The sequence below is a fragment of the Actinomyces faecalis genome (assembly GCF_013184985.2).
Taxonomy (GTDB): Bacteria; Actinomycetota; Actinomycetes; order Actinomycetales; family Actinomycetaceae; genus Actinomyces; species Actinomyces faecalis.
The window spans coordinates 1,717,273-1,737,049 of sequence record NZ_CP063418.1 but is presented as its reverse complement, the minus strand read 5'-3'; the positions used below and the strand labels follow the sequence as shown (position 1 = coordinate 1,737,049).

General features: G+C 68.5%; 18 protein-coding genes. 15 read left to right on the top strand and 3 right to left on the bottom strand.

Annotated elements, in window-relative coordinates; translation table 11 throughout:
* Positions 1-3: 3 nt before the first annotated feature.
* From HRL51_RS07470 to dnaE, 10 genes are all read left to right on the top strand, one after another.
* A complete protein-coding gene (locus HRL51_RS07470; RefSeq protein ID WP_244960132.1) occupies positions 4-846 on the top strand; it encodes a cell division protein FtsQ/DivIB in 843 nt (280 codons plus the stop codon).
* A 189-nt stretch (positions 847-1,035) separates the two neighbouring features.
* Positions 1,036-2,289, top strand: coding sequence for a cell division protein FtsZ (gene ftsZ, locus HRL51_RS07465; RefSeq protein ID WP_172120888.1), 1,254 nt, complete (start codon positions 1,036-1,038; stop codon positions 2,287-2,289).
* 108 nt (positions 2,290-2,397) lie between these two features.
* A complete protein-coding gene (locus tag HRL51_RS07460; protein ID WP_425321753.1) occupies positions 2,398-3,204 on the top strand; it encodes a purine nucleoside phosphorylase YfiH/LACC1 family protein in 807 nt (268 codons plus the stop codon).
* Positions 3,205-3,255: 51 nt separating this feature from the next.
* Complete coding sequence (locus HRL51_RS07455; protein ID WP_172120886.1) at positions 3,256-3,738, top strand: cell division protein SepF; 483 nt, start codon at positions 3,256-3,258, stop codon at positions 3,736-3,738.
* Between the two features lie 17 nt (positions 3,739-3,755).
* Positions 3,756-4,052, top strand: a complete 297-nt coding sequence (locus tag HRL51_RS07450; RefSeq protein ID WP_172120885.1) for a YggT family protein — start codon at positions 3,756-3,758, stop codon at positions 4,050-4,052.
* Positions 4,053-4,247: 195 nt separating this feature from the next.
* A complete protein-coding gene (locus tag HRL51_RS07445) occupies positions 4,248-4,853 on the top strand; it encodes a DivIVA domain-containing protein (protein ID WP_172120884.1) in 606 nt (201 codons plus the stop codon).
* Positions 4,854-4,944: 91 nt separating this feature from the next.
* Complete coding sequence (gene lspA, locus HRL51_RS07440; protein ID WP_342355646.1) at positions 4,945-5,550, top strand: signal peptidase II; 606 nt, start codon at positions 4,945-4,947, stop codon at positions 5,548-5,550.
* Positions 5,547-6,467, top strand: a complete 921-nt coding sequence (locus HRL51_RS07435; RefSeq protein ID WP_172191038.1) for an RluA family pseudouridine synthase — start codon at positions 5,547-5,549, stop codon at positions 6,465-6,467. The genes lspA and HRL51_RS07435 overlap by 4 nt, the downstream gene beginning before the upstream one ends.
* 1 nt (position 6,468) lies before the next feature.
* Positions 6,469-7,014, top strand: coding sequence for a GNAT family N-acetyltransferase (locus HRL51_RS07430; RefSeq protein WP_172120881.1), 546 nt, complete (start codon positions 6,469-6,471; stop codon positions 7,012-7,014).
* A 29-nt stretch (positions 7,015-7,043) separates the two neighbouring features.
* Positions 7,044-10,634 carry a DNA polymerase III subunit alpha gene (gene dnaE / locus HRL51_RS07425; protein ID WP_172120880.1) on the top strand — a complete coding sequence of 1,197 codons (3,591 nt, stop codon included), beginning with the start codon at positions 7,044-7,046 and terminating at the stop codon, positions 10,632-10,634.
* A 41-nt stretch (positions 10,635-10,675) separates the two neighbouring features.
* Here the strand turns inward: dnaE and HRL51_RS07420 are convergent, their stop codons facing one another.
* Entirely contained in the window at positions 10,676-10,915 is a 240-nt protein-coding gene (locus HRL51_RS07420) for an RNA-binding S4 domain-containing protein (protein WP_172120879.1), read from the bottom strand.
* A 134-nt stretch (positions 10,916-11,049) separates the two neighbouring features.
* Between HRL51_RS07420 and HRL51_RS07415 the strand changes: the two genes are divergently transcribed.
* Positions 11,050-11,358 carry a hypothetical protein gene (locus tag HRL51_RS07415; RefSeq protein WP_172191936.1) on the top strand — a complete coding sequence of 103 codons (309 nt, stop codon included), beginning with the start codon at positions 11,050-11,052 and terminating at the stop codon, positions 11,356-11,358.
* 27 nt (positions 11,359-11,385) lie between these two features.
* On the opposite strand, the gene HRL51_RS11890 is transcribed toward HRL51_RS07415, so the two are convergent.
* On the bottom strand, positions 11,386-12,987 hold the full coding sequence (locus tag HRL51_RS11890) for a xylulokinase (RefSeq protein WP_172191036.1): 1,602 nt from the start codon (positions 12,985-12,987) through the stop codon (positions 11,386-11,388).
* A 165-nt stretch (positions 12,988-13,152) separates the two neighbouring features.
* Between HRL51_RS11890 and HRL51_RS07405 the strand changes: the two genes are divergently transcribed.
* Both HRL51_RS07405 and HRL51_RS07400 read left to right on the top strand, forming a co-directional pair.
* A complete protein-coding gene (locus tag HRL51_RS07405; protein ID WP_172191034.1) occupies positions 13,153-13,932 on the top strand; it encodes a hypothetical protein in 780 nt (259 codons plus the stop codon).
* 24 nt (positions 13,933-13,956) lie between these two features.
* Positions 13,957-15,000 carry an asparaginase gene (locus HRL51_RS07400; RefSeq protein ID WP_172191032.1) on the top strand — a complete coding sequence of 348 codons (1,044 nt, stop codon included), beginning with the start codon at positions 13,957-13,959 and terminating at the stop codon, positions 14,998-15,000.
* A 14-nt stretch (positions 15,001-15,014) separates the two neighbouring features.
* Here the strand turns inward: HRL51_RS07400 and HRL51_RS07395 are convergent, their stop codons facing one another.
* On the bottom strand, positions 15,015-16,016 hold the full coding sequence (locus HRL51_RS07395; protein ID WP_172191030.1) for a LacI family DNA-binding transcriptional regulator: 1,002 nt from the start codon (positions 16,014-16,016) through the stop codon (positions 15,015-15,017).
* A 195-nt stretch (positions 16,017-16,211) separates the two neighbouring features.
* On the opposite strand from HRL51_RS07395, the gene HRL51_RS07390 reads away from it, so the two are divergent.
* Together HRL51_RS07390 and HRL51_RS07385 are read left to right on the top strand one after the other, a co-directional pair.
* A complete protein-coding gene (locus tag HRL51_RS07390) occupies positions 16,212-19,298 on the top strand; it encodes a glycoside hydrolase family 2 TIM barrel-domain containing protein (protein WP_172120874.1) in 3,087 nt (1,028 codons plus the stop codon).
* Between the two features lies 1 nt (position 19,299).
* Entirely contained in the window at positions 19,300-19,764 is a 465-nt protein-coding gene (locus HRL51_RS07385; protein WP_172120873.1) for a NanQ anomerase/TabA/YiaL family protein, read from the top strand.
* Positions 19,765-19,777: the final 13 nt, after the last annotated feature.

Genomic DNA, 19,777 nt, shown 5'->3' with positions numbered 1-19,777 from the left:
GAGGTGACGAGCCCTCGGGAGCCGTGGCGTCATGACGGCAGCACGGACCTGTCCCTGTACGGGCGCCGGGGGGAGCGTGAGCAGGCGGACACCGGCACCGCCCGTGACCGGGTGGTGTCTACGGGGCTGGCAGACCGGCTGGCCGAGCGTCGTCGGGCGCTGTGGGCGCTGCGACGGCGGCGCGTGCGGACTGGCGCCGCGGTCCTCGTGGTGGTTGCTGTGGTCGTGTGGGCGCTGCTGCTCTCCCCGCTGCTGGGGCTGCGAACCTCCCAGGTCACGGTCTCGGGCTCTGACGGCTCCGTCTCGACCCAGCAGGTGCGTGACCTGCTGGCCGGGCAGGAGGGAACGAGCCTGCTGCGCCTGGACCTGCGTGAGGCGGGGCGGACGGTGACCGACGCTCTGGTGCGGGTTCGCTCGACCCAGGTCACGCGCTCCTGGCCCCACGGGCTGTCGGTCGCGCTGACGATGCGGGTTCCTGTAGCGGCCCACCAGGTGGACCGGACCTGGCGGGTGCTCGACGGCGACGCCGTCGTCCTGGAGACCGTGGACGCCGCTCCGCAGGGGCTCGTCCAGGTCACCGACCCGGAGGGGGCAGGGCTGAGCGGGACCCAGGTGGCTGCCGTGGCGCAGACCGTGGGTGCCCTCGACGTGGCCACCCGTGCCCAGGTCGTCTCCGGCTCCGCCTCGTCGTCGGGGCAGGTCTCGCTGGTCCTGGCCAGCGGGGCGAAGGTGCAGTGGGGCGACAGCCAGGACCTGGCTCTCAAGGCCCAGGTGCTCAAGGTGCTGCTGGGACAGGAGGCGAGCGTCTACGACGTCTCCTCGCCGCACAGCCCGACCACGTCCTGAGCGTCCTGCTCAGTGCCGGGCAGGAGGCGGAGAACACGCCCTGAACACGCCGAGCCAAATCCGGGCCGGGGGCCTTGCCGGCCCATAGCGTTACTCCCGTCATCGAGAGAATGACATAAGTATCTACCTCAACTTGAGGTTGAGGGTCGGGGAGCCCAAGCGGCTCGGTACCAAGCGCGGAGGCACACAGTGGCGGAGTCCCAGCACTACCAGGCAGTTATCAAGGTGGTGGGCGTCGGCGGCGGCGGCGTCAACGCCGTCAACCGCATGATCGAGTCCGGGCTGCGCGGCGTGGAGTTCATCGCCGTCAACACCGACGCCCAGGCCCTGCTGATGTCCGACGCCGACACGAAGCTGGACGTCGGTCGTGACCTGACCCGTGGCCTGGGTGCGGGGGCGGACCCCTCCATCGGCCGCAAGGCCGCGGAGGACCACGAGGACGACATCCGTGAGGCTCTCGACGGCGCGGACATGGTCTTCGTCACCGCCGGCGAGGGAGGTGGCACCGGAACCGGTGCCGCGCCCGTGGTCGCTCGTGTCGCCCGTGAGCTCGGCGCGCTGACCATCGGTGTGGTGACCCGTCCCTTCGCCTTCGAGGGGCGCCGCCGCGCGACCCAGGCCGACGACGGCGTGAAGAACCTCCGCGAGGCCGTCGACACCCTCATCGTCATCCCCAACGACCGTCTGCTGCAGATCGCCGACCGCGGTATCAGCGTCGTCGACGCCTTCAAGCAGGCCGACCAGGTCCTCCTCCAGGGTGTGCAGGGCATCACCGAGCTCATCACCACCCCGGGCCTGATCAACGTCGACTTCAACGACGTCAAGTCCGTCATGCAGGACGCCGGCAGCGCCCTGATGGGCATCGGCTCGGCCACGGGAGAGGGCCGCGCGCTCGCCGCCACCGAGCAGGCCATCGCCTCCCCGCTGCTGGAGTCCTCCATCGACGGCGCCCACGGTGTGCTGCTCTTCTTCCAGGGCGGTTCCGACCTGGGCCTGTTCGAGGTCTCCGAGGGTGCCGAGCTGGTACGCGAGTCTGTCCACCCCGAGGCCAACATCATCGTGGGTGCCGTCGTTGACGGCGCCTTGGGTGACGAGCTGCGCGTGACCGTCATCGCCGCTGGCTTCGATGCCGAGCCTGTCTCCGCCGGGAGCCTGGAAGGCGCTCTGAGCCGCGAGCCCCGCACCGGGGCGGAGTCCCAGCCGGCTGCTTCCCCGGCTCCCAAGGCGCCGGCCCGCGGGGCCCACGCCGCTGAGAACCCGGTGACCCGGCCTGTCGCCCAGGTGCCCGCCCCGGCGCCGGCCGTCCTCACCGCCCCCACCAGCGAGGTCCCGGCCTACGTCGACGACCTGGCGCCGGAGGCCACCCCGGAGCTGGAGGTGCCGCGCGTCATGGGTGCGGACGCCGAGGACGACGAGATCGACCTTCCTGACTTCCTGCGCTGAGGCCGCCTCGTGACTGATGACGCCCCCTCGCCCCGGTCCGCGCCCGAGGCAGGGGGCGTCGTCGCGCCCGTCCTCCTGACTGTGGACCTGGGCCCTTGCGCCAGGGGCGTGTTCACCACCCGACAGCGGCCCGTGACCAACGGGGCAGAGGAAGCCGCACAGGACGACCCGTACCAGGGTCTCAACCTCGCTGCGCACGTCGGTGACGACCCGAGGCGCGTGCGGGCGGCCAGGCGGGCGCTGGAGGCAGCGCTGGGACTGGGGGAGCGTGGCGACGACGCAGGGCGGTCAGGGGTCCTGGCCTGGATGGACCAGGTGCACTCAGCCACCGTCGCCACCGCCTACCGCGGAGCCGGGCTGAGTGACGTCCCGCGTGCGGACGCGCTGGTCCTGGACCTGTCTGACCCCGTGTGCCAGGGCGTCGCCGGGGCAGGGGTGCTCGTGGCTGACTGCGTACCGCTTCTGCTCGCCTCCCAGGACGGAGGCCTGGTGGCGGCCGTCCACGCCGGTCGGCGCGGCATGCTCGACGGTGTCGTTGAGGCGACCCTGACGGCACTGTCACGTCGTGGCGTCGGGCCCCGTGGGCTGTGGGCCGCGATAGGCCCGTGCATCTGCGGCTCCTGCTACGAGGTTCCCGAGGCGATGCAGGTGGACAGCCTCGCCCGTGAGCCTGCCTGCGGGTCCCGGACCCGGTGGGGCACCCCGGGTCTGGACGTGGCTGCCGGGGTCCAGGCGCAGCTGGAGCGGGCGGGGGTGGAGCACGTGAGCCGCGCAGGGTGGTGCACCTACGAGGACGAGCGCTTCTACTCCTACCGGCGTGACGGCCTCACCGGACGCCTGGCAGGCGTGGTCCTGGCGGGAAGCCGGTGTGACACGCCGAATTCAATGGGGCGCGGACAGGCGCGGCACCGATAGCGTCATGCTGTCCGGACCGCCCCAGGACCGGCAGGACACAGGAGCGAACACATGAGCGGCGCGCTGCGCAAGATGACCAACTTCCTCGGCTACTCCGAGCCCGCTGAGGACGGCTACGACGAGGGGCTGCACGACGGTGAGCGCTTCGACGACTACGCCTCGCCCGTGGCTGTCCCGATGGACGAGGAGGCCACTGACCTGGGTGGCTACGAGGCCTTTGACGAGCCTGGTGCTGCCCTCTCCCAGACTCCTGACCTGCGCCGGATCGTCACGGTCCACCCCTCGACCTACAACGAGGCGCGCGTTATCGGGGAGTCCTTCCGCGACGGCGTGCCCGTCATCGTCAACCTCACGAACATGAGCGAGTCCGACGCCCGTCGTATGGTCGACTTCTCCGCGGGCCTCGTCTTCGGCCTGCACGGCGCGATCGAGCGCGTGACCCCGCGTGTGTTCCTGCTGACCCCGGCTACCGTTGAGACCGACGGCGGCCAGGCCACCACGGTGGCGCAGGACCGCTTCTTCAACCAGAGCTGAGCGAGGCGAGGGCCACGGTGCTGGTTCCTGTCGTCGTCATCGCGCAAAGCCTGCTCAGCCTGTACGTCCTGGTCCTGCTGGGGCGCGTGGTGCTGGACTGGGTCGATCTCTTCTCCCGGCAGTGGAGGCCACGGGGAGTGGTCCTGGTCCTGGCGAACCTCGTCTACGCGCTGACCGACCCGCCGCTGCGCTGGCTGCGACGCGTGGTGCCGGTGCTCAGAGCGGGCGGGATGGGGATCGACCTCAGCTTTATCGCCCTCTACCTCGTCATCGTGGTCCTCCAGGTCCTCCTGGGGATGGTGGCGAGGCTGTGACCCGACGTGCAGGAGCCTGCGCTCTGCTACCTGGGTGCATGCCGCGGTCACGATATGCTGGTTGGCGGCCGGGATCCTCATCCCGGTCAGCTCTTCAATGTGGCCTGAACCTTAAGTTCAGGTACTCTGTTCGCATGAGTACCCGGTCGATCCGGTGCTCGTGACATCTTCCGTAACGACACCGAGGTGACGACTATGACGCTGCTGACGGCAGACGACGTCCTCAACAAGAAGTTCCAGGCGACGAAGTTCCGCGAGGGATACGAGCAGGACGAGGTTGACGAGTTCCTTGACGAGGTCGTCGAGGCCATGCGTCAGCTCGAGGCAGAGAACGCCGACCTCAAGGCGCAGCTGGAGGCTGCCAACGCCCGCCTGGCTGACGCTGGTGAGGCCGCGGCGCAGGCCCCGGCCGCTCAGCCGCAGGTCGTTGAGCCCGTGGTCCAGGCCGCCGCGGCGACCCCTGAGCCTGTCGCCTCCAGCGGTGAGGAGCCGGTGGCCGCCTCCGGCATGCTCGAGCTGGCTCAGCGCCTGCACGACGAGCACGTCGCCAACGGCAAGGCCGAGGGTGAGCGCATCGTCTCCGAGGCCCGCACGACCGGTGAGCAGATCGTGCGCGAGGCCGAGGACCAGCGCAACCGCACCCTGGCTCAGCTGGAGAAGGAGCGTTCCGGCCTGGAGCACAAGATCGACGAGCTGCGTCGTTTCGAGTCCGACTACCGCACGCGTCTGAAGAGCTACCTGCAGGGCCTGCTGACCAACGTCGAGGACGGCGCCGGCGCCTCCAACGCGCCGTCACTGTGACGCGCAGCCGCTGCTGACCACCTCACGAGGGCGGCGCCCCTGCCAGGGGCGCCGCCCTCGCACGCTGATGAGAAAGGACCTTCTCCCCGATATGGCAGGCTCCTCAGCCCGCGGCCAGCGGACGGACACGGCGGCACGATCGCGACGGCGTCGTCGGTCACCTAGCGTCACCATCCTGTGGGCGGTCGCCCTCCTCGTCATCGTGATCGACCAGGTGACCAAGGCCTGGGCCGCTCACGCGCTGGCCGACGGCCACCGGGTGGCGCTCCTGGGTGAGGTACTCGGGCTGGTCCTGGTACGTAACCCCGGGGCAGCCTTCTCGATGGCCACGGGGCAGACCTGGATCCTGACCACTGTGGCCATCGTCGTCACGGTGATCGTGCTCCGTGCCTCACGGCGGCTGGCCTCGCGCTGGTGGGCCGTGACGCTGGGGCTCGTGCTGGGCGGCGCCGTCGGCAACCTGATCGACCGGCTGGTGCGTGCCCCCGGCGTCTTCCGCGGCCACGTCGTGGACTTCATCGACTACGGAGGTCTCTTCGTCGGCAACGTCGCGGACATCGCGATCGTCGTGGCCGCAGCCGCCATCATCGTGCTCTCCCTGTACGGCCTGGAGCTGGACGGCACCCGCGGAGGGCGGCCGGAGGAGACGGAGCGGACCACGACCGACGAGCCTTCTGGCGGCGAGGAGACGGCATGAGCCTGCGGCTTCTCCCGGTCCCCGACGGCCTCGTCGGTGAGCGTGCGGACGCCGCGCTGGCTCGGATGACGGGGCTGTCGCGCTCCAAGGTGAGCGAACTGTGCGCGAAGGAGGCCGTGCGCCTGGACGGGACGCCCCTCGGTAAGTCCGAGCGCCTGCCTGTAGGAGCCCTCATCGAGATCGACCTGCCTGATCCCCGACCGGTCGGTCCGACCCCCACACCCGTGGAGGGGATGAGTCTGCTGTATGAGGACGAGGACGTCGTCGTCGTCGACAAGCCCGCCGGTATCGCCGCGCACCCCTCGATGGGGTGGGACGGCCCTGACGTGCTCGGTGCGCTCAAGGCGATGCACGTGCAGGTCGCCACCTCCGGTGCCGCTGAGCGCCAGGGGATCGTCTCACGGCTGGACGTGGGGACCTCAGGCGCGATGATCGTGGCCAAGGGGGAGCGGGCCTACTCGGTGCTCAAGCGAGCCTTCCGCGAGCACGAGGTGGACAAGGTCTACCACGCCCTGGTCCAGGGGCACCTCGACCCCTCCTCCGGCACCATCGACGCGCCGATCGGCCGTCACCCGAGCCGTGAGTGGAAGATGGCGATCATCGACGGCGGTCGGGAGTCGGTCACGCACTATGACGTCATCGAGTCCGTGCCGGTGGCAGACCTTGTCGAGGTGCACCTGGAGACCGGACGCACCCACCAGATCCGTGTCCACATGTCTGCGCTCGGCCACCCCTGCGTGGGTGACGAGACCTACGGCGCCGACGCGGCGCTGTCCCAGCGCACCGGGCTCGTGCGCCAGTGGCTGCACGCCCACCGTCTGGGACTGGCCCACCCGGTCACAGGAGAGTGGATGACCTTTGTCAGCCCGTACCCCGACGACCTCGTCCAGGCCCTGGACGTGCTGAGGCTGCCCTGAGATGAAGGCGGACCGGTACCTGGACGAGGACCTGGACGGACACGAGCCCGTGAGCATCCGGACGGTGACGGGTGACGCCGTCGGGCCCGAGGCTGACGCGGTACGACGTGGTGCGGCCCTGGTGCGGCTGGAGGTCTTCGTCGACGAGCAGGACGTGCCCTTCGTCCTGGAGGTCGACGCGCGCGACGACGACCCGACGACGGTGCACGTGCTGGCCAGCGCGGCTGACGGCACGCCGCTGGGCACGGCGCGGCTGCTGACGGATCCTGACAGCCCCGGCCGGCTCCACCTGGGGCGGCTGGCGGTTCGCAGGCAGGCCCGAGGCACCGGCCTGGGGGCCAGGCTCGTGGCCGCCGTCGAGCAGGTGGCGGTGGAACGGCTCGTCGCCCTGGACGCGGCAGGCAGGAACGGGCTTGAGATGGTGCTCTCGGCCCAGGAGCAGGCGATGGGCTTCTACGCACGCTGCGGCTACGCTCCGGTGGACGGGCGCCGGTACCTCGACGCCGGCATCTGGCACCAGGACATGGCGAGGTTCCTCACCCGCTGACCACATCGGCCTGACCCTAGGATGGGTCCATGGCTGATCCGAGCACCGAGGCGACTGCGGCACCCCGGGACGACTTCGTCCACCTCCACGTCCACACGGACTACTCGATGCTCGACGGCGCCGGGAAGATCAAGGACTACGTCGCTGAGGCCAAGAGGCTCGGGCAGCCGGCGCTGGCCATCACCGACCACGGCTACATGTTCGGTGCCTACGAGTTCTACGAGGCCGCGCGCAAGGCCGGCATCAAGCCGATCGTCGGCGTCGAGGCCTACATGACGCCCGGGACCTCGCGGTTCGACAAGACACGCGTGTTCTGGGGGGAGGAGTCCCAGCGCAGCGACGACGTCTCCGCCCGAGGCTCCTACACGCACATGACGCTGCTCTCGCGCAACGACGAGGGCCTGCACAACCTCATGCGCCTGGACTCCTACGCCTCCCTGGAGGGCCAGTGGGGCAAGTCCCCGCGCATGGACCGCGAGCTGCTCCAGCGCTACGCCGCCGGGCTCATCGGGACCTCTGGCTGCCCGTCATCGGAGATCCAGACGCGCCTGCGCCTGGGCCAGTGGGAGGAGGCGCTGCGCTGCGCCGGAGAGCTCCAGGACATCTTCGGCAAGGAGTTCTTCTACGTCGAGCTCATGGACCACGGCCTGGAGATCGAGCAGCGGGTGACCAAGGACCTGCTGCGCCTGGCCAAGGAGATCGGCGCGCCCCTGCTGGCGACCAACGACTCCCACTACGTGCGTCCTGAGGATCGCACCATCCAGGACGCGATGCTGTGCATCAACTCCGGCTCGGTGCTCTCCGACCCCGACCGCTTCAAGTTCGACGGCGACACCTACTACCTGCGCCCCGGCCGGGAGATGCGCGAGCTCTTCCGGGAGATGCCGCAGGCCTGCGACAACACCCTGCTCGTGGCGGAGCAGTGCGACGTCCACTTCGCCACGGTGGACGAGGGCGCCTCCTTCATGCCGGCCTTCCCCGTGCCCGAGGGCGAGACCATGGAGTCCTGGTTCATCAAGGAGTGCTGGAGGGGGATGGATGAGCGCTTCGGCGGTGACATCCCCGAGGACTGTCGCAAGCAGGCCGAGTACGAGATCGGCGTCATCGTCCAGATGGGCTTCCCCGGCTACTTCCTCGTGGTGGCCGACTACATCAACTGGGCCAAGAGGCACGGCATCCGCGTGGGACCGGGCCGTGGGTCGGGTGCCGGCTCGATGGTGGCCTACGCCATGGGCATCACCGAGCTCAACCCTCTGGCTCACGGGCTCATCTTCGAGCGCTTCCTCAATCCTGAGCGTATCTCGATGCCTGATATCGACGTCGACTTCGACGAGCGCCGGCGCGAGGAGGTCATCGACTACGTCAAGGCCAAGTACGGCGCGGACAAGATCAGCCAGGTCGTCACCTACGGCGTCATCAAGGCCAAGCAGTCGCTGAAGGACTCCAGCCGCGTCATGGGCTACCCCTACGCGGTCGGTGACCGCCTGACCAAGGCGATGCCCCCCACCATCATGGGCAAGGACATCACCATCAAGGGCATCTTCAACCCCGAGGACGAGCGCTACGGCGAGGCCGCGGAGTTCCGGGCCCTGCACGCCGAGGACCCGGACGCCCAGAAGATCGTCGAGCTGGCCCAGGGCCTGGAGGGGATGACACGCCAGTGGGGCGTGCACGCCTGCGCCGTCATCATGTCCAGCGCCACGCTGACCGACATCATCCCCATGATGCAGCGCCTGCAGGACGGCGCCTACATCACCCAGTTCGACTACCCCACCTGCGAGCACCTGGGTCTGCTCAAGATGGACTTCCTGGGGCTGCGCAACCTCACGGTGATCTCCGACGCCCTGGAGAACATCGTGGCCAACGGCAAGGAGCCGCTGGACATCGACCACGTCGCCCTGGACGACGCCGAGACCTACCAGCTGCTCTCTCGCGGGGAGACCCTGGGCGTCTTCCAGCTCGACGGCGGCGGCATGCGTACCCTGCTGCGGCTGATGAAGCCTGACAACTTCGAGGACATCTCCGCCGTCGGCGCCCTCTACCGGCCTGGTCCCATGGGCGCGGAGTCGCACACGAACTACGCCCTGCGCAAGAACGGCCAGCAGGAGATCACCCCGATCCACCCCGAGCTCAAGGAGGCTCTCGAGCCGATCCTGGGCAACACCTACGGCCTCATCGTCTACCAGGAACAGGTGATGAAGATCGCCACCGACCTGGCGGGCTTCACGATGGGCAAGGCCGACGCCCTGCGCAAGGCCATGGGTAAGAAGAAGATGGACATCCTGGCCACGATGTTCGTCGAGTTCGAGGCCGGGATGGTTGCCAACGGCTTCTCCAGGGAGAGCGTCAAGACCCTGTGGGACGTCGTGGTGCCCTTCGCCAAGTACGCCTTCAACAAGGCGCACTCGGCGGCCTACGGCGTGGTGTCCTACTGGACCGCGTACCTCAAGACCCACTACCCGACCGAGTACATGGCGGCCCTGCTGACCAGCCAGAAGGACAACAAGGACAAGCTGGCCCTGTACCTGGGCGAGTGCCGCCACATGGGCATCAAGGTGCTGCCCCCCGACGTCAACGCCTCGCGCGCCCAGTTCTCCGCCGTCGGATCGGATATCCGCTTCGGGCTCGGGGCGATCCGCAACGTCGGCGCGAACGTCGTCGACGGGATCGTGGCAGCCCGCGAGGAGCAGGGCGAGTTCACCAGCTTTGAGGACTTCCTGGACAAGGTACCCGCCGTGGTGTGCAACAAGCGCACGATCGACTCCCTCATCAAGGCCGGAGCCTTTGACTCCCTGGGCAGGTCCCGCCGTTCCCTGCAGGCGTGCCACGAGGACTTCGTCGACGAGATCATCGGGGTCAAGCGCAACGAGGCCGTGGGGCAGTTCGACCTCTTCGCCTCGCTGGGCGGCGGTCAGGCCCAGGAGGAGGCCGCCTTCGGCTCCGGTCCCGTCTTCTCCTCCGAGGTCCCGGACCTGCCGGAGTGGGACAAGAAGGACAAGCTGGCCTTTGAGCGTGACATGCTCGGTCTCTACGTCTCCGACCACCCGCTCCTGGGCCTGGAAGGCATGCTCTCCAAGCTCGCCGACGTCGAGATCGCGGACCTGCTGGAGAACGAGGAGCGACCCGACGGCGCCATGGTCACGGTCGCCGGCCTCATCACTTCCCTGCAGCGCAAGACCACCAAGCAGGGCAACCTGTGGGCCATCGCCCAGATCGAGGACCTGGGCGGTAGCGTCGAGGCGCTGTTCTTCCCGGCGACCTACCAGACCGTCTCCACCATGCTGGCCCAGGACACCGTGGTGACGCTGCGCGGCCGGGTCAACCGCCGTGACGGACAGGTGGCGCTGGCGGTCCAGGAGATGACGATCCCGGACGTGTCCAGCGCGACGCACGAGTCCGTGACGCTCACGCTGCCGACCAACCGCTGCACCGGCCCGCTCATTGACCAGCTCAAGACGGTGCTGGAGAAGCACCCGGGCATGAGCCCTGTCCGTCTGACGCTGACGAGCAAGTACCGTGAGGTACGCACCCAGCTGAGCAGCTCGCTCAGGGTCGAGGCGTCCCAGGCCTTCTACTCTGACGTCAAGGCCCTGCTGGGCCCGGGGTGCCTGCGGCACTGAGCCGCTGGCTCTCGCGGTGTCTGGCCCGTAGGTCTGGTGAGCTACTCCTCGGTGCCGACGACGGCGCCCGCCGTCTGTGCGGGCAGCGTGACCTCCACGACGTCCCCGGCAGCCAGGCGGTGGCCGCGTCGGGTCTCGACCTCGCCGTTGACCCGTACATCACCGGACTGGACGGCGAGGCGTGCCTCGGCGCCGTCCTCGACAAGACCTGCGAGCTTGAGGAACTGACCGAGCCTGATCTCCCCGCGTACAGGAACGGTCAGGTACTGCTGCTTGCTCATGGGCACAGTGTGACAGGTGCGTGAGGCACGATGGGACCGTGACCCACGAGTCGACGCCCCGCCCCAGTCCTCGCACCAGCGCCACGGCAGGTGCTCAGGCCAGGCTCGCACTCGTCGTCGGCCAGCGCTACCCGGTGGGGGAGCGGAACCACACCCTCACCCCGCGGCTGGCTGAGGCGACAGCGCGGGCCCGCGAGGTCCTGGTGGAGGTCGCGGGCCACGGCGAGGTCATCACCTACGGCGAGCTCAGCCGGTCCATCGGTGGGCTGGTTCTTCCCCGGCACATGGGGCCGTTGCTGCACATGCTCGCCCACGACTGCGCCGAGCGGGGCGAGCCGGACCTGGCGGCGCTGGTCGTCTCGGCGACCAGCGGTGAGGTGTCCACACCTGACAGGTCCTGGGCGCCGCCCCAGCGCGAGGCCTGCTGGAGGTACTGGTCCTGAGCCGGCCTTCCTGGCGCGCGTACCTGCTCAGAAGACCTCGACGGCGGTCTTTTGCAGGGGTAGTCCGTTGACGAAGTGGTCGAGGTAGTGCTGGTACTCGGTGACTTGTTCCGGGGTGGCCTGGAGGGCGAGGGCCTGGTCGTCGGTGCTGGTGATGGTGTCGATCCAGTCCTCGAGCGGGGTGTCGGTGGCCCACTGGCTGTAGCCGGCGAGGAGTGCCATGCCCCAGGCCCCGCCTTCGGAGGCGGTGGTGGAGACGGTGACGGGGGTGTCGAAGGCGGCGGCGAGGACCTGTTGGGGGATGCGGGGTGTCTTGAAGATGCCGCCGTGGGCGTGCATGGTGTCGATGGAGACGTCGGTGGTGCGTCGCAGGATCTGGACACCGTGGGCCATGGAGGCGAACAGGGCGAACAGGTGGGAGCGCATGAGGCCGGCCAGGCCGAAGGCGGCGTCGGGGCGGCGCATGGTCAGGGGGCGTCCTTCGTTCAGACCGACCAGGGCGTCGCCGGACAGGAAGTTGTAGGACATGGTGCCGGCCTGGTCCATGGTGGTGGTGTCGGCGGCGGTCAGGAGGAGGTCGAACAGGGGGCCGCGGTCGACGGGGTGGCCCAGGGCGGTGGCGAACTGGGAGAAGACCTCGACCCAGGCGTTGAGGTCGGAGGTGCAGTTGTTGGCGTGGGCCATGGCGACGGGGTGGCCGGTGGGGGTGGACACGAGGTCGATCTCGGGGATGAGGGTGCGTAGGGGCTTGTCCAGGACGATCATGGCGAAGGCGCTGGTGCCGGCTGAGACGTTGCCGGTGCGGGGGCGCAGGGCGCCGGTGGCGACCATGCCGGTGCCGGCGTCTCCCTCCGGGGGGCACAGGGGGACGCCTGGCTGGAGGGTGCCGGTGGGGTCGAGCAGGGCGGCGCCGTCGGGGGTGAGGGTGCCGGCGTCCTGGCCCGCGAGGGCGACGGCGGGCAGGACGTGGGCCAGTGACCACGGGACGGTGACGGCCTGGTCGAAGGCGGTGAGCATGGTGGGGTCGAAGGAGGTGCCGTCGGGGGCGATGGGGAAGACGCCGGAGGCCTCGCCGACGCCGAGGACGTGGTGGCCGGTCAGGCGCCAGTGGATGTAGCCGGCCAGGGTGGTGACCTTGTCGATGCGGGTGACGTGCTCCTCGCCGGTGGTGACGGCGCGGTGGAGGTGGGAGACGGTCCAGCGCTGGGGGATGTTGAGGCCGAACAGGTCGGACAGGGTGGCGGCGGAGTCGGCGGTGATGGTGTTGCGCCAGGTGCGGAAGGCGGTCAGGAGGTGGCCGTCGGCGTCCAGGGGGATGTAGCCGTGCATCATGCCGGAGACGCCGATGGCGCCGGTGGTGGTCAGGGGCAGTCCGTGGGTGCGCTCCAGGTCCTTGGCCAGGTCGGCGTAGGCGGACTGCAGGCCGGTGACGATCTCCTCCAGGGAGTAGGTCCACACCCCCTCCACCAGCGAGCTCTGCCAGTCATGGGCCCCGGATGCCAGGACCGTGCCAGCAGGATCGATCAGCACTGCCTTGATACGGGTCGAACCAAGCTCGATACCCAACGCGGTACGAGACAGGTCCACGGAGCTCGAGGAGACGGTGGAAGTGGTGGCGGTCTGAGACATCCGAGAGGCTCCGTTGCTGGTCGGTGCGGTGAGGGGAGAGGACATCGGCGAGGCGAGGTCTGTCTGTCACCGAGTGTAGACGTGACGGCCGGTCAATGTGAACGTTCACTCGCGCAGGAATTGCTGTCACACCCCCGACGTAGCCTCGTGACCATGAACACAGGCGTGAGCACAGGAAGCACCGGGGTCCTGGATACCCTCCCTGCGGCCGCGAGGACCGCTCTCGAGAGGCTGCGCTGCTGTGCGCTGGTCACACGGATAGGGGCCAACGCGGCGCTGGTACGCGTCTGGCCTGAGGATCAGGTGCACGAGGTCACCGGTCTCGCGCGTGAGGAGGGATTCGCCCTCCAGACGCCGCTGCCGGGCAGGGCCTGGACAGTCTTGTGGGAGGCGGAGGACCTCGAGGACGAGTGCCTGGGGAGGCTGGCACAGGCGCTCGTGGCTCGGGGCGTGACGGCCTACGCCTACGCCGGCTCCTGGGACGAGGCCGTGTGCGCGCAGGACGCAGGCGCAGACGCGTGCAGGACCCCGGCTCCACGACGGCTGGGGAGCGCACCGCCTCGCGCCGCTCAGCGCACCGTCTTTGTCCAGCTCGTCGTCCTGGGAGGACCGGGCGACGGCTGCGGCCTGGACGCGGTGGCGAGCGCGGACGATCAGGCTGGTGTGATGTCCGCAGCCAGGGTCTGCACCCTGGTCTATGGAGCAGGCGCTGACCTGGTCCGTCTGCGGCCCGTGCTGGAGACGCGGTTCGTCGTCGAGACGGTGACGGACTCGTGGGGCGTCGCAGCGCTGCGCATCGAGCACACGGATGCCGGTGCCGGGCTCGTGTCGGTGGAGGAGACTCAGCAGGACCTGCGACTCGCCCTCGAGCGGGCAGGTGACACCGGTCCGGTCCTCGTCCTGAACCTGCGTCGAGGCACCTGGGACAACGCGGTGGTGCGATGAGAGCCAGGCGGACACAATGAGTGGATGACATCTGCTGAGAGCCGATCGTATGCACAGGTGCCGGTGCTGCCTCCTGCGTTCCGGGGCCTGGAGGCCACAGGGGTGGTCCCCCTGGTCGCGGTGACCCGTGGCGGGGACGCCGAGCATCCCGTGGTGGAGTCAGTCCACCACGGCTGCCTGGTCGCCCTGTCAGGGCAGGGGCAGACGGTGCTGGAGGCAGGGGACGTCACGAACCCCGTCCTCGCTCGTTCGGCCCTCAAGCCTCTCTTCGCCGTCGGCATGCTGCGGGCGGGCCTGGAGCTGGAACCCCGTCAGCTGGCGCTTGCGTGCGCCAGCCACTCCGGCGGCCCGGAGCACCTGGAGGTCGTCATCTCGATCCTGCGTCGCTACGGCCTGGAGCCGGCCGACCTGCGTCACACCCCGGGGATGCCGATCGGCGTCCCGGAACGTCGTGCCCTGACGGCCTCAGGGGCGGGTCCTGACCGGCTGCACCAGAACTGCTCGGGAAAGCACGCCGCAATGCTGGCTACCGCTGTCGCCTGCGGCTGGGACCCCGCAGGCTACCTGGATCACGACCACCCGGTTGCTGTCCTCCTTCGCGCCAGCGTCGAGGAGCTCACCGGCTGCCAGATTGATCCGGGCACCGTCACTCGTGACGGCTGCGGCGCCGAGGTCTACCCCCTACCGCTCGTCGGACTGGCCAGAGCCTATGGCCGCCTCGCCGGCGCCCCAGAGGGGACGCCGGAGCACGCGGTGGCGCAGGCCATGAGCGCCTGGCCCGGGCTCGTCGGCGGGAAGGGGCGTGACGTCACTGCCCTGATGAAGGCCCTGCCGGGCGCCGTCGCCAAGGACGGGGCCGAGGGCGTCTACGTCATGGGGCTTGCGGGAGGAGCCTGCCTGGCGGTCAAGATCGCTGACGGCGCCTCACGTGCCAGGGTCCCGGCGATGCTGCCGGCACTGCGCGCCCTCGGGGTCGAGGAAGACCTGAGTGAGCGGCTGCGGGACGCGCTGCCTGGGCCTGTGCTGGGGTGGGGCGAGCCGGTGGGAGGGGTGCTGGCGCTGGTGTAGCAGGCGCCTTGGTGTCAGCTTGTCTCACGCACGTGGAGCGTGGTCGGTAGCACGACGGTGCGTGGCGGGCGCCCCTCCACCATCTCCTGCGCGAGGCGGCAGGCAGTCTCTCCCTGGGCGTGCATGGGCTGGGAGACGGTCGACAGGTGCGGACTGAGCTCGGTAGCACTGGGGTGATCGTCGTAGCCGACGACGAGGACGTCTGCTGGGACCTGCCGACCTGCACGGGACAGAACCGACAACGCGCCGCGGGCGATCCGGTCCGAGGCGGCCATGACGGCGTCGAAGGTGATCCCGGAACGCAGGAAGTCCTGCATCGCGCTGGCACCGTCTGCCTCAGACCACCCGCCCCAAGCGGTCCGGTGGTCCTCTAGGCCTGGGAAGACCTGGCGGTAGCCCTCCAGCCGGTCCGATGCGGCTGGTTGACCTGGTACACCGAGAATCGCGACGGGTGACTGAGCTCCCCGCTCTCTGAGGTGACGGGCTGCCTGAGCGGCACCAAGGCGGTCGTCGGAGTAGACGAAGGAGAAGCGTCCGCGTCGCTCGAAGCGCTCGTCCTGACCACAGACCACGACGGGGACCTGCTGGTTGAGCAGGCTGTCGAGCAGTCCTTCGTCGGACCAGGGTGACAGGTGGATGACCGCGTCGACTGTCTGGTTCGTGATGAGCCGCAGCGCCTTGCGCTGCTCGACCTTCGTCGTTGTCGTCAGCAGGACGGGGACGACCTCGGTGTGGCTGAGGAAGTCGGAGACCCCCTGGACGATGCGTGCGAAGGTCGGGTCGGCGAAGAAGGTGTCGAGGGGCTCTGAGACGACGACCGCCACGGCGTTGGAGCGTCCTGTGGCCAGGGAGCGGGCGCGCGAGGAGGCGGTGTAGCTCAGCCGCTGGACCGCGTGGTGGACGCGGTCAGCGGTCTCTTGCGAGACCGGATAGTTGCCTGCCAGGACGCGAGAGACAGTCGCCTTGGACACTCCCGCCGCCTCTGCCACATCTCGGATCGTGGCTCGTCTACTCACGTTCGTCCTCTCCCGCTCTGGGTTCACGTTACAGCGCGACCGGGGCACATTCTCATGGTTTGGCAGGCGGGAGTCGACGATCGACCAGGTGTGAGTCTCCACCTCCTTGACAACCGGTTTCCGCCTGAGCATGATGTGTCCTGCCACATGGAGACCGGTTTCTGTTCGGTCGTCAATGATGACAAGGACGTGTCGATGAGTACTCAGCACCAGTGGGAGAATCCTGCTGTCCTATCTGCTGGCCGTCTGCCAGCGCACGCACACTTCGTGCCCTTCCGGAGCCTTGACGAGGCCTGTCGAGCAGCCCGTTCCGACAGGCTCGGTGTGGACCGTCGTCGTGAGGCGGGGTACGCCGATCTCAGTGGACAGTGGCGTTTCAGGTTGTACGACAACCCGCTACGGGTCCCGGAGTCGGTCAAGAGCCAGCCCGTGGATGACTTCGAGACGGTCGACGTTCCCCACCTGTGGCAGTTTGACGGTTACGGCAGGCTTCAGTACACCGACGAGGGCTACCCCTTCCCGGTGGACCCGCCCTTCGTGCCCGCGGACAACCCGACCGGTGTGTACCAGCGTGAGGTCGTCCTGGGGCAGACAGATCCGTCCAGCTGCTACATCCTGCGCTTCGAGGGGATTGAGTCCTACGCGCAGGTGTATGTCAACGGCGAGTGCGTCGGCTTCACCAAGGGGTCACGTCTGACTGCCGAGTTCGACGTGACGTCGGCGCTTCATGACGGGGTCAACCTGCTCACGGTCGTGGTCTGCCAGTACAGCGACGGCACGTACCTGGAGGACCAGGACATGTGGTGGGCCTCAGGCATCTTCCGTGAGGTCGCGCTGCTGACGCGACCGGCCACGTACCTGCACGACTTCCACCTCACCACCATGAGGGAGGAGGACGGTCAGGCGTGCCTCGGCCTTGAGGTCGTTCTCAACCGTCCTGGTGAGGGGCAGGTGCTGAGCTGGAGCGTCGTCGATCCCCAGGCGGAGGTAGGCGAAGACGTCCTGGCGAGCGGAAGACAGGACTTTGACGATGAAGGGCGGTGCCTGGTCAACCGGCGTCTTGACGCGGTGACCTGGTGGAACCCCGAGTCTCCCAGGCTCTACTCACTGGTCATGACGATCCATGACCAAGGACAAGGACCAGGACAGGGACGGGAGACGGTGGTCCATCCGCTCGGGTTCCGTGACATCCGCGTCAGCCAGGGGCGTCTGCTTCTTAACGGGAGCTACTTCAAGATGCATGGCGTCAACCGTCATGACCATGATCCCCGTCGGGGGCGTGCGGTCAGCGTCGACCTCATGGAGCAGGACCTGATGATGATGAAAGCTCATCACATCAACGCGGTCCGTACCTCTCACTACCCCAACGACCCGCGTTTCTACGCGCTGTGCGACCGGCTGGGGCTCTTGGTCATGGCGGAGACCGATCTTGAGAGCCACGGATTTGCCACGGTAGGGGACTTGTCCCGTCTGACCGACGACCCCCGCTGGGAACGGGCCTATGTCGACCGTATTGAGCGTCACGTCCTGGCTCAGCGTAACCACGCGTCGGTCATCATGTGGTCGCTGGGAAACGAGTCCGGCTACGGCTGCAACATCCGTGCCATGTACCGCAGGTGCAAGCAGCTCGATCCGGTGCGTCCTGTCCACTACGAGGAAGATCGCAACGCTGAGACGGTCGATGTCATCTCGACGATGTACTCGCGGGTCTCCCAGATGAATGAGTTCGGTGAGTACCCCCACCCCAAGCCGCGGATCCTGTGCGAGTACGGGCACGCGATGGGCAACGGCCCTGGAGGGCTGAGCGAGTACCAGGCGGTGTTCAACCGGTGGGACCACATCCAGGGCCACTTCGTCTGGGAGTGGATTGACCACGGCATCCAGGTCCCTGGTCCCGACGGCTCGCCGGCCTATCGCTACGGCGGTGACTTTGGTGATGAACCCAATAACGGGAATTTCTGTATCGACGGCCTGGTCTTCCCATGGCGCGAGCCCAGCCCGGGCCTGAGGGAGTACGCGGCTGTCATCGCGCCAGCGGCCTTCGAGATGAGTGACAGCCAGGTGCGGGTCACCTCACGCAGGTGGTTTGAGCCGTTGACGGACATGGTGGTGGAGATCGAGGCGCTGGTCGGCGGTCAGGTCGTGGCGCGTGCGCGTAGGTCCTGCCCGCCGCTGGCACCGGGACGCTCCTGCGACCTCGCGGTGGGGGAGCTGGTTGACCAGGCGCGTGCCGCGCTCCAGGAGGCTGCGCCTCTGGACGGAGGACGCAAGCCGCAGGCGCGCCTGAGGGTACGGGCACTGACTAGCAAGGATGCTGGAGCCCTGCCTGCCCATCACTGTGTGGGTCAGGACGAGTTCCTCCTCGACGCGCCAGCTCCGCCGCAAGGACGTGCTCAGGCAGCTGCCTGCCACGTCCCGGTCGTGCGAGAGACGGACGGCGGTCTCGTCATCCGGCAGGGAGCACAGCAGGCCACCTTTGACCTGGTCTCCGGAACGCTGACCGGCCTGGAGGCAGACGGCACGCAGGTGCTGGTCCAGGGGCCTCGGCTGGCCTTCTGGCACGCCCTGGTCGACAACCACTCGCAGGAGCACGAGGAGCTGTGGGCGCCCCGCCTGATGCACCTGCTGCAGGAGTCAACGCGTCGGGTGTCGTGGCGGCGTGAGAGGGATGAGGTCGTCGTCGACGTTGAGTCGACCATCGCCCCGCCCACGCAGGACTTCGGGATGCGTTGCTGCTACCAGTGGCACCTGGACGCACGGGGGCTCATCAGGCTGGACGTGGCTGGTGACCCGTTCGGGTCCTACGACGACATCGTTCCCCGTATCGGACTGCGCATGGAGCTGCCCGGTCAGCTTGACCAGGTGCACTACCTCGGGCAGGGGCCGGGGGAGAACTACCCGGACTCCGTCTGCGCGTCACTGTTCGGAGAGTATCGGAGCAACGTGCCTGACCTGGTGACCCCCTACGTCGTGCCCCAGCACATGGGCAACCGCAGTGGTGTCGAGCAGCTGACCCTCACTGACCGCACTGGTCGGGGACTCAGGGTGACAGCGGGTGACGTGCCTGTGAGCTTCCGCGCCCTGCCCTACGCCGACGCCCAGCTCGAGCGAGCCAGGCATCTCGATGAGCTGCACCCGCGCAGCACGACGGAGCTCAACGTCGACTTTGAGCTCCTCGGGCTCGGATCGAACTCATGGGGGTCCGAGGTCCTGGAGAGCTACCGCGTCCGCTGGCGCCGTTTCTCACACTCACTGACGATCTCGACCTGCGAGGAGGACTGAGATGCGACTGTTCCACACCCTGTCCGCAGCGCAGGACGCTCTGGAGGGAGCCAAGAAGTGGGACCGGACCTTCGAGGCGATCGCAGTGTCCGGGCGGCTGGAGCACGGAGTGACCTACTCAGTCGGTGACTCCCTGACCTGGAGGAACGTCGACCAGCGTGACGCCGAGACCGCGCCGGTGCTCAGGAAGCGTTACACGCGAGTCGTCTACTGCAGCAAGGGAACGATCGTCGTTGACCGGGTAGTCGGTGGGCGTGCCGCTGGAGCCTACTCGGACCTCAGCGACCGGCAACCGATCCACTACCCCCAGGTCGGCGCCCCGGGGACGGCCGAGGAGGTCTGTCTGGGTGCCGGGCAGATTGTCTTCTTTGACGCCGATGAGGCTACCTGCCTACGCCCTGCGCCTGGCGGCTCGGGCGTCCTGGCGCACGTGAGCGTCGAAGGCCGAAGCTTCCACAACAAGTAACCCCCATCCATCC

Excerpts from the sequence above, each read along its gene's own strand:
- HRL51_RS07420 (WP_172120879.1), bottom strand. The coding sequence starts at position 10,915 with ATGAGCAAGCAGCAGTACCTGACCGTTCCTGTACGCGGGGAGATCAGG.
- HRL51_RS07445 (WP_172120884.1), top strand. The coding sequence starts at position 4,248 with ATGACGCTGCTGACGGCAGACGACGTCCTCAACAAGAAGTTCCAGGCG.
- HRL51_RS07435 (WP_172191038.1), top strand. The coding sequence starts at position 5,547 with ATGAGCCTGCGGCTTCTCCCGGTCCCCGACGGCCTCGTCGGTGAGCGT.
- HRL51_RS07390 (WP_172120874.1), top strand. The coding sequence starts at position 16,212 with ATGAGTACTCAGCACCAGTGGGAGAATCCTGCTGTCCTATCTGCTGGC.
- HRL51_RS11890 (WP_172191036.1), bottom strand. The coding sequence starts at position 12,987 with ATGTCTCAGACCGCCACCACTTCCACCGTCTCCTCGAGCTCCGTGGAC.
- HRL51_RS07400 (WP_172191032.1), top strand. The coding sequence starts at position 13,957 with ATGACATCTGCTGAGAGCCGATCGTATGCACAGGTGCCGGTGCTGCCT.
- lspA (WP_342355646.1), top strand. The coding sequence starts at position 4,945 with ATGGCAGGCTCCTCAGCCCGCGGCCAGCGGACGGACACGGCGGCACGA.
- HRL51_RS07430 (WP_172120881.1), top strand. The coding sequence starts at position 6,469 with ATGAAGGCGGACCGGTACCTGGACGAGGACCTGGACGGACACGAGCCC.
- HRL51_RS07385 (WP_172120873.1), top strand. The coding sequence starts at position 19,300 with ATGCGACTGTTCCACACCCTGTCCGCAGCGCAGGACGCTCTGGAGGGA.
- dnaE (WP_172120880.1), top strand. The coding sequence starts at position 7,044 with ATGGCTGATCCGAGCACCGAGGCGACTGCGGCACCCCGGGACGACTTC.
- HRL51_RS07455 (WP_172120886.1), top strand. The coding sequence starts at position 3,256 with ATGAGCGGCGCGCTGCGCAAGATGACCAACTTCCTCGGCTACTCCGAG.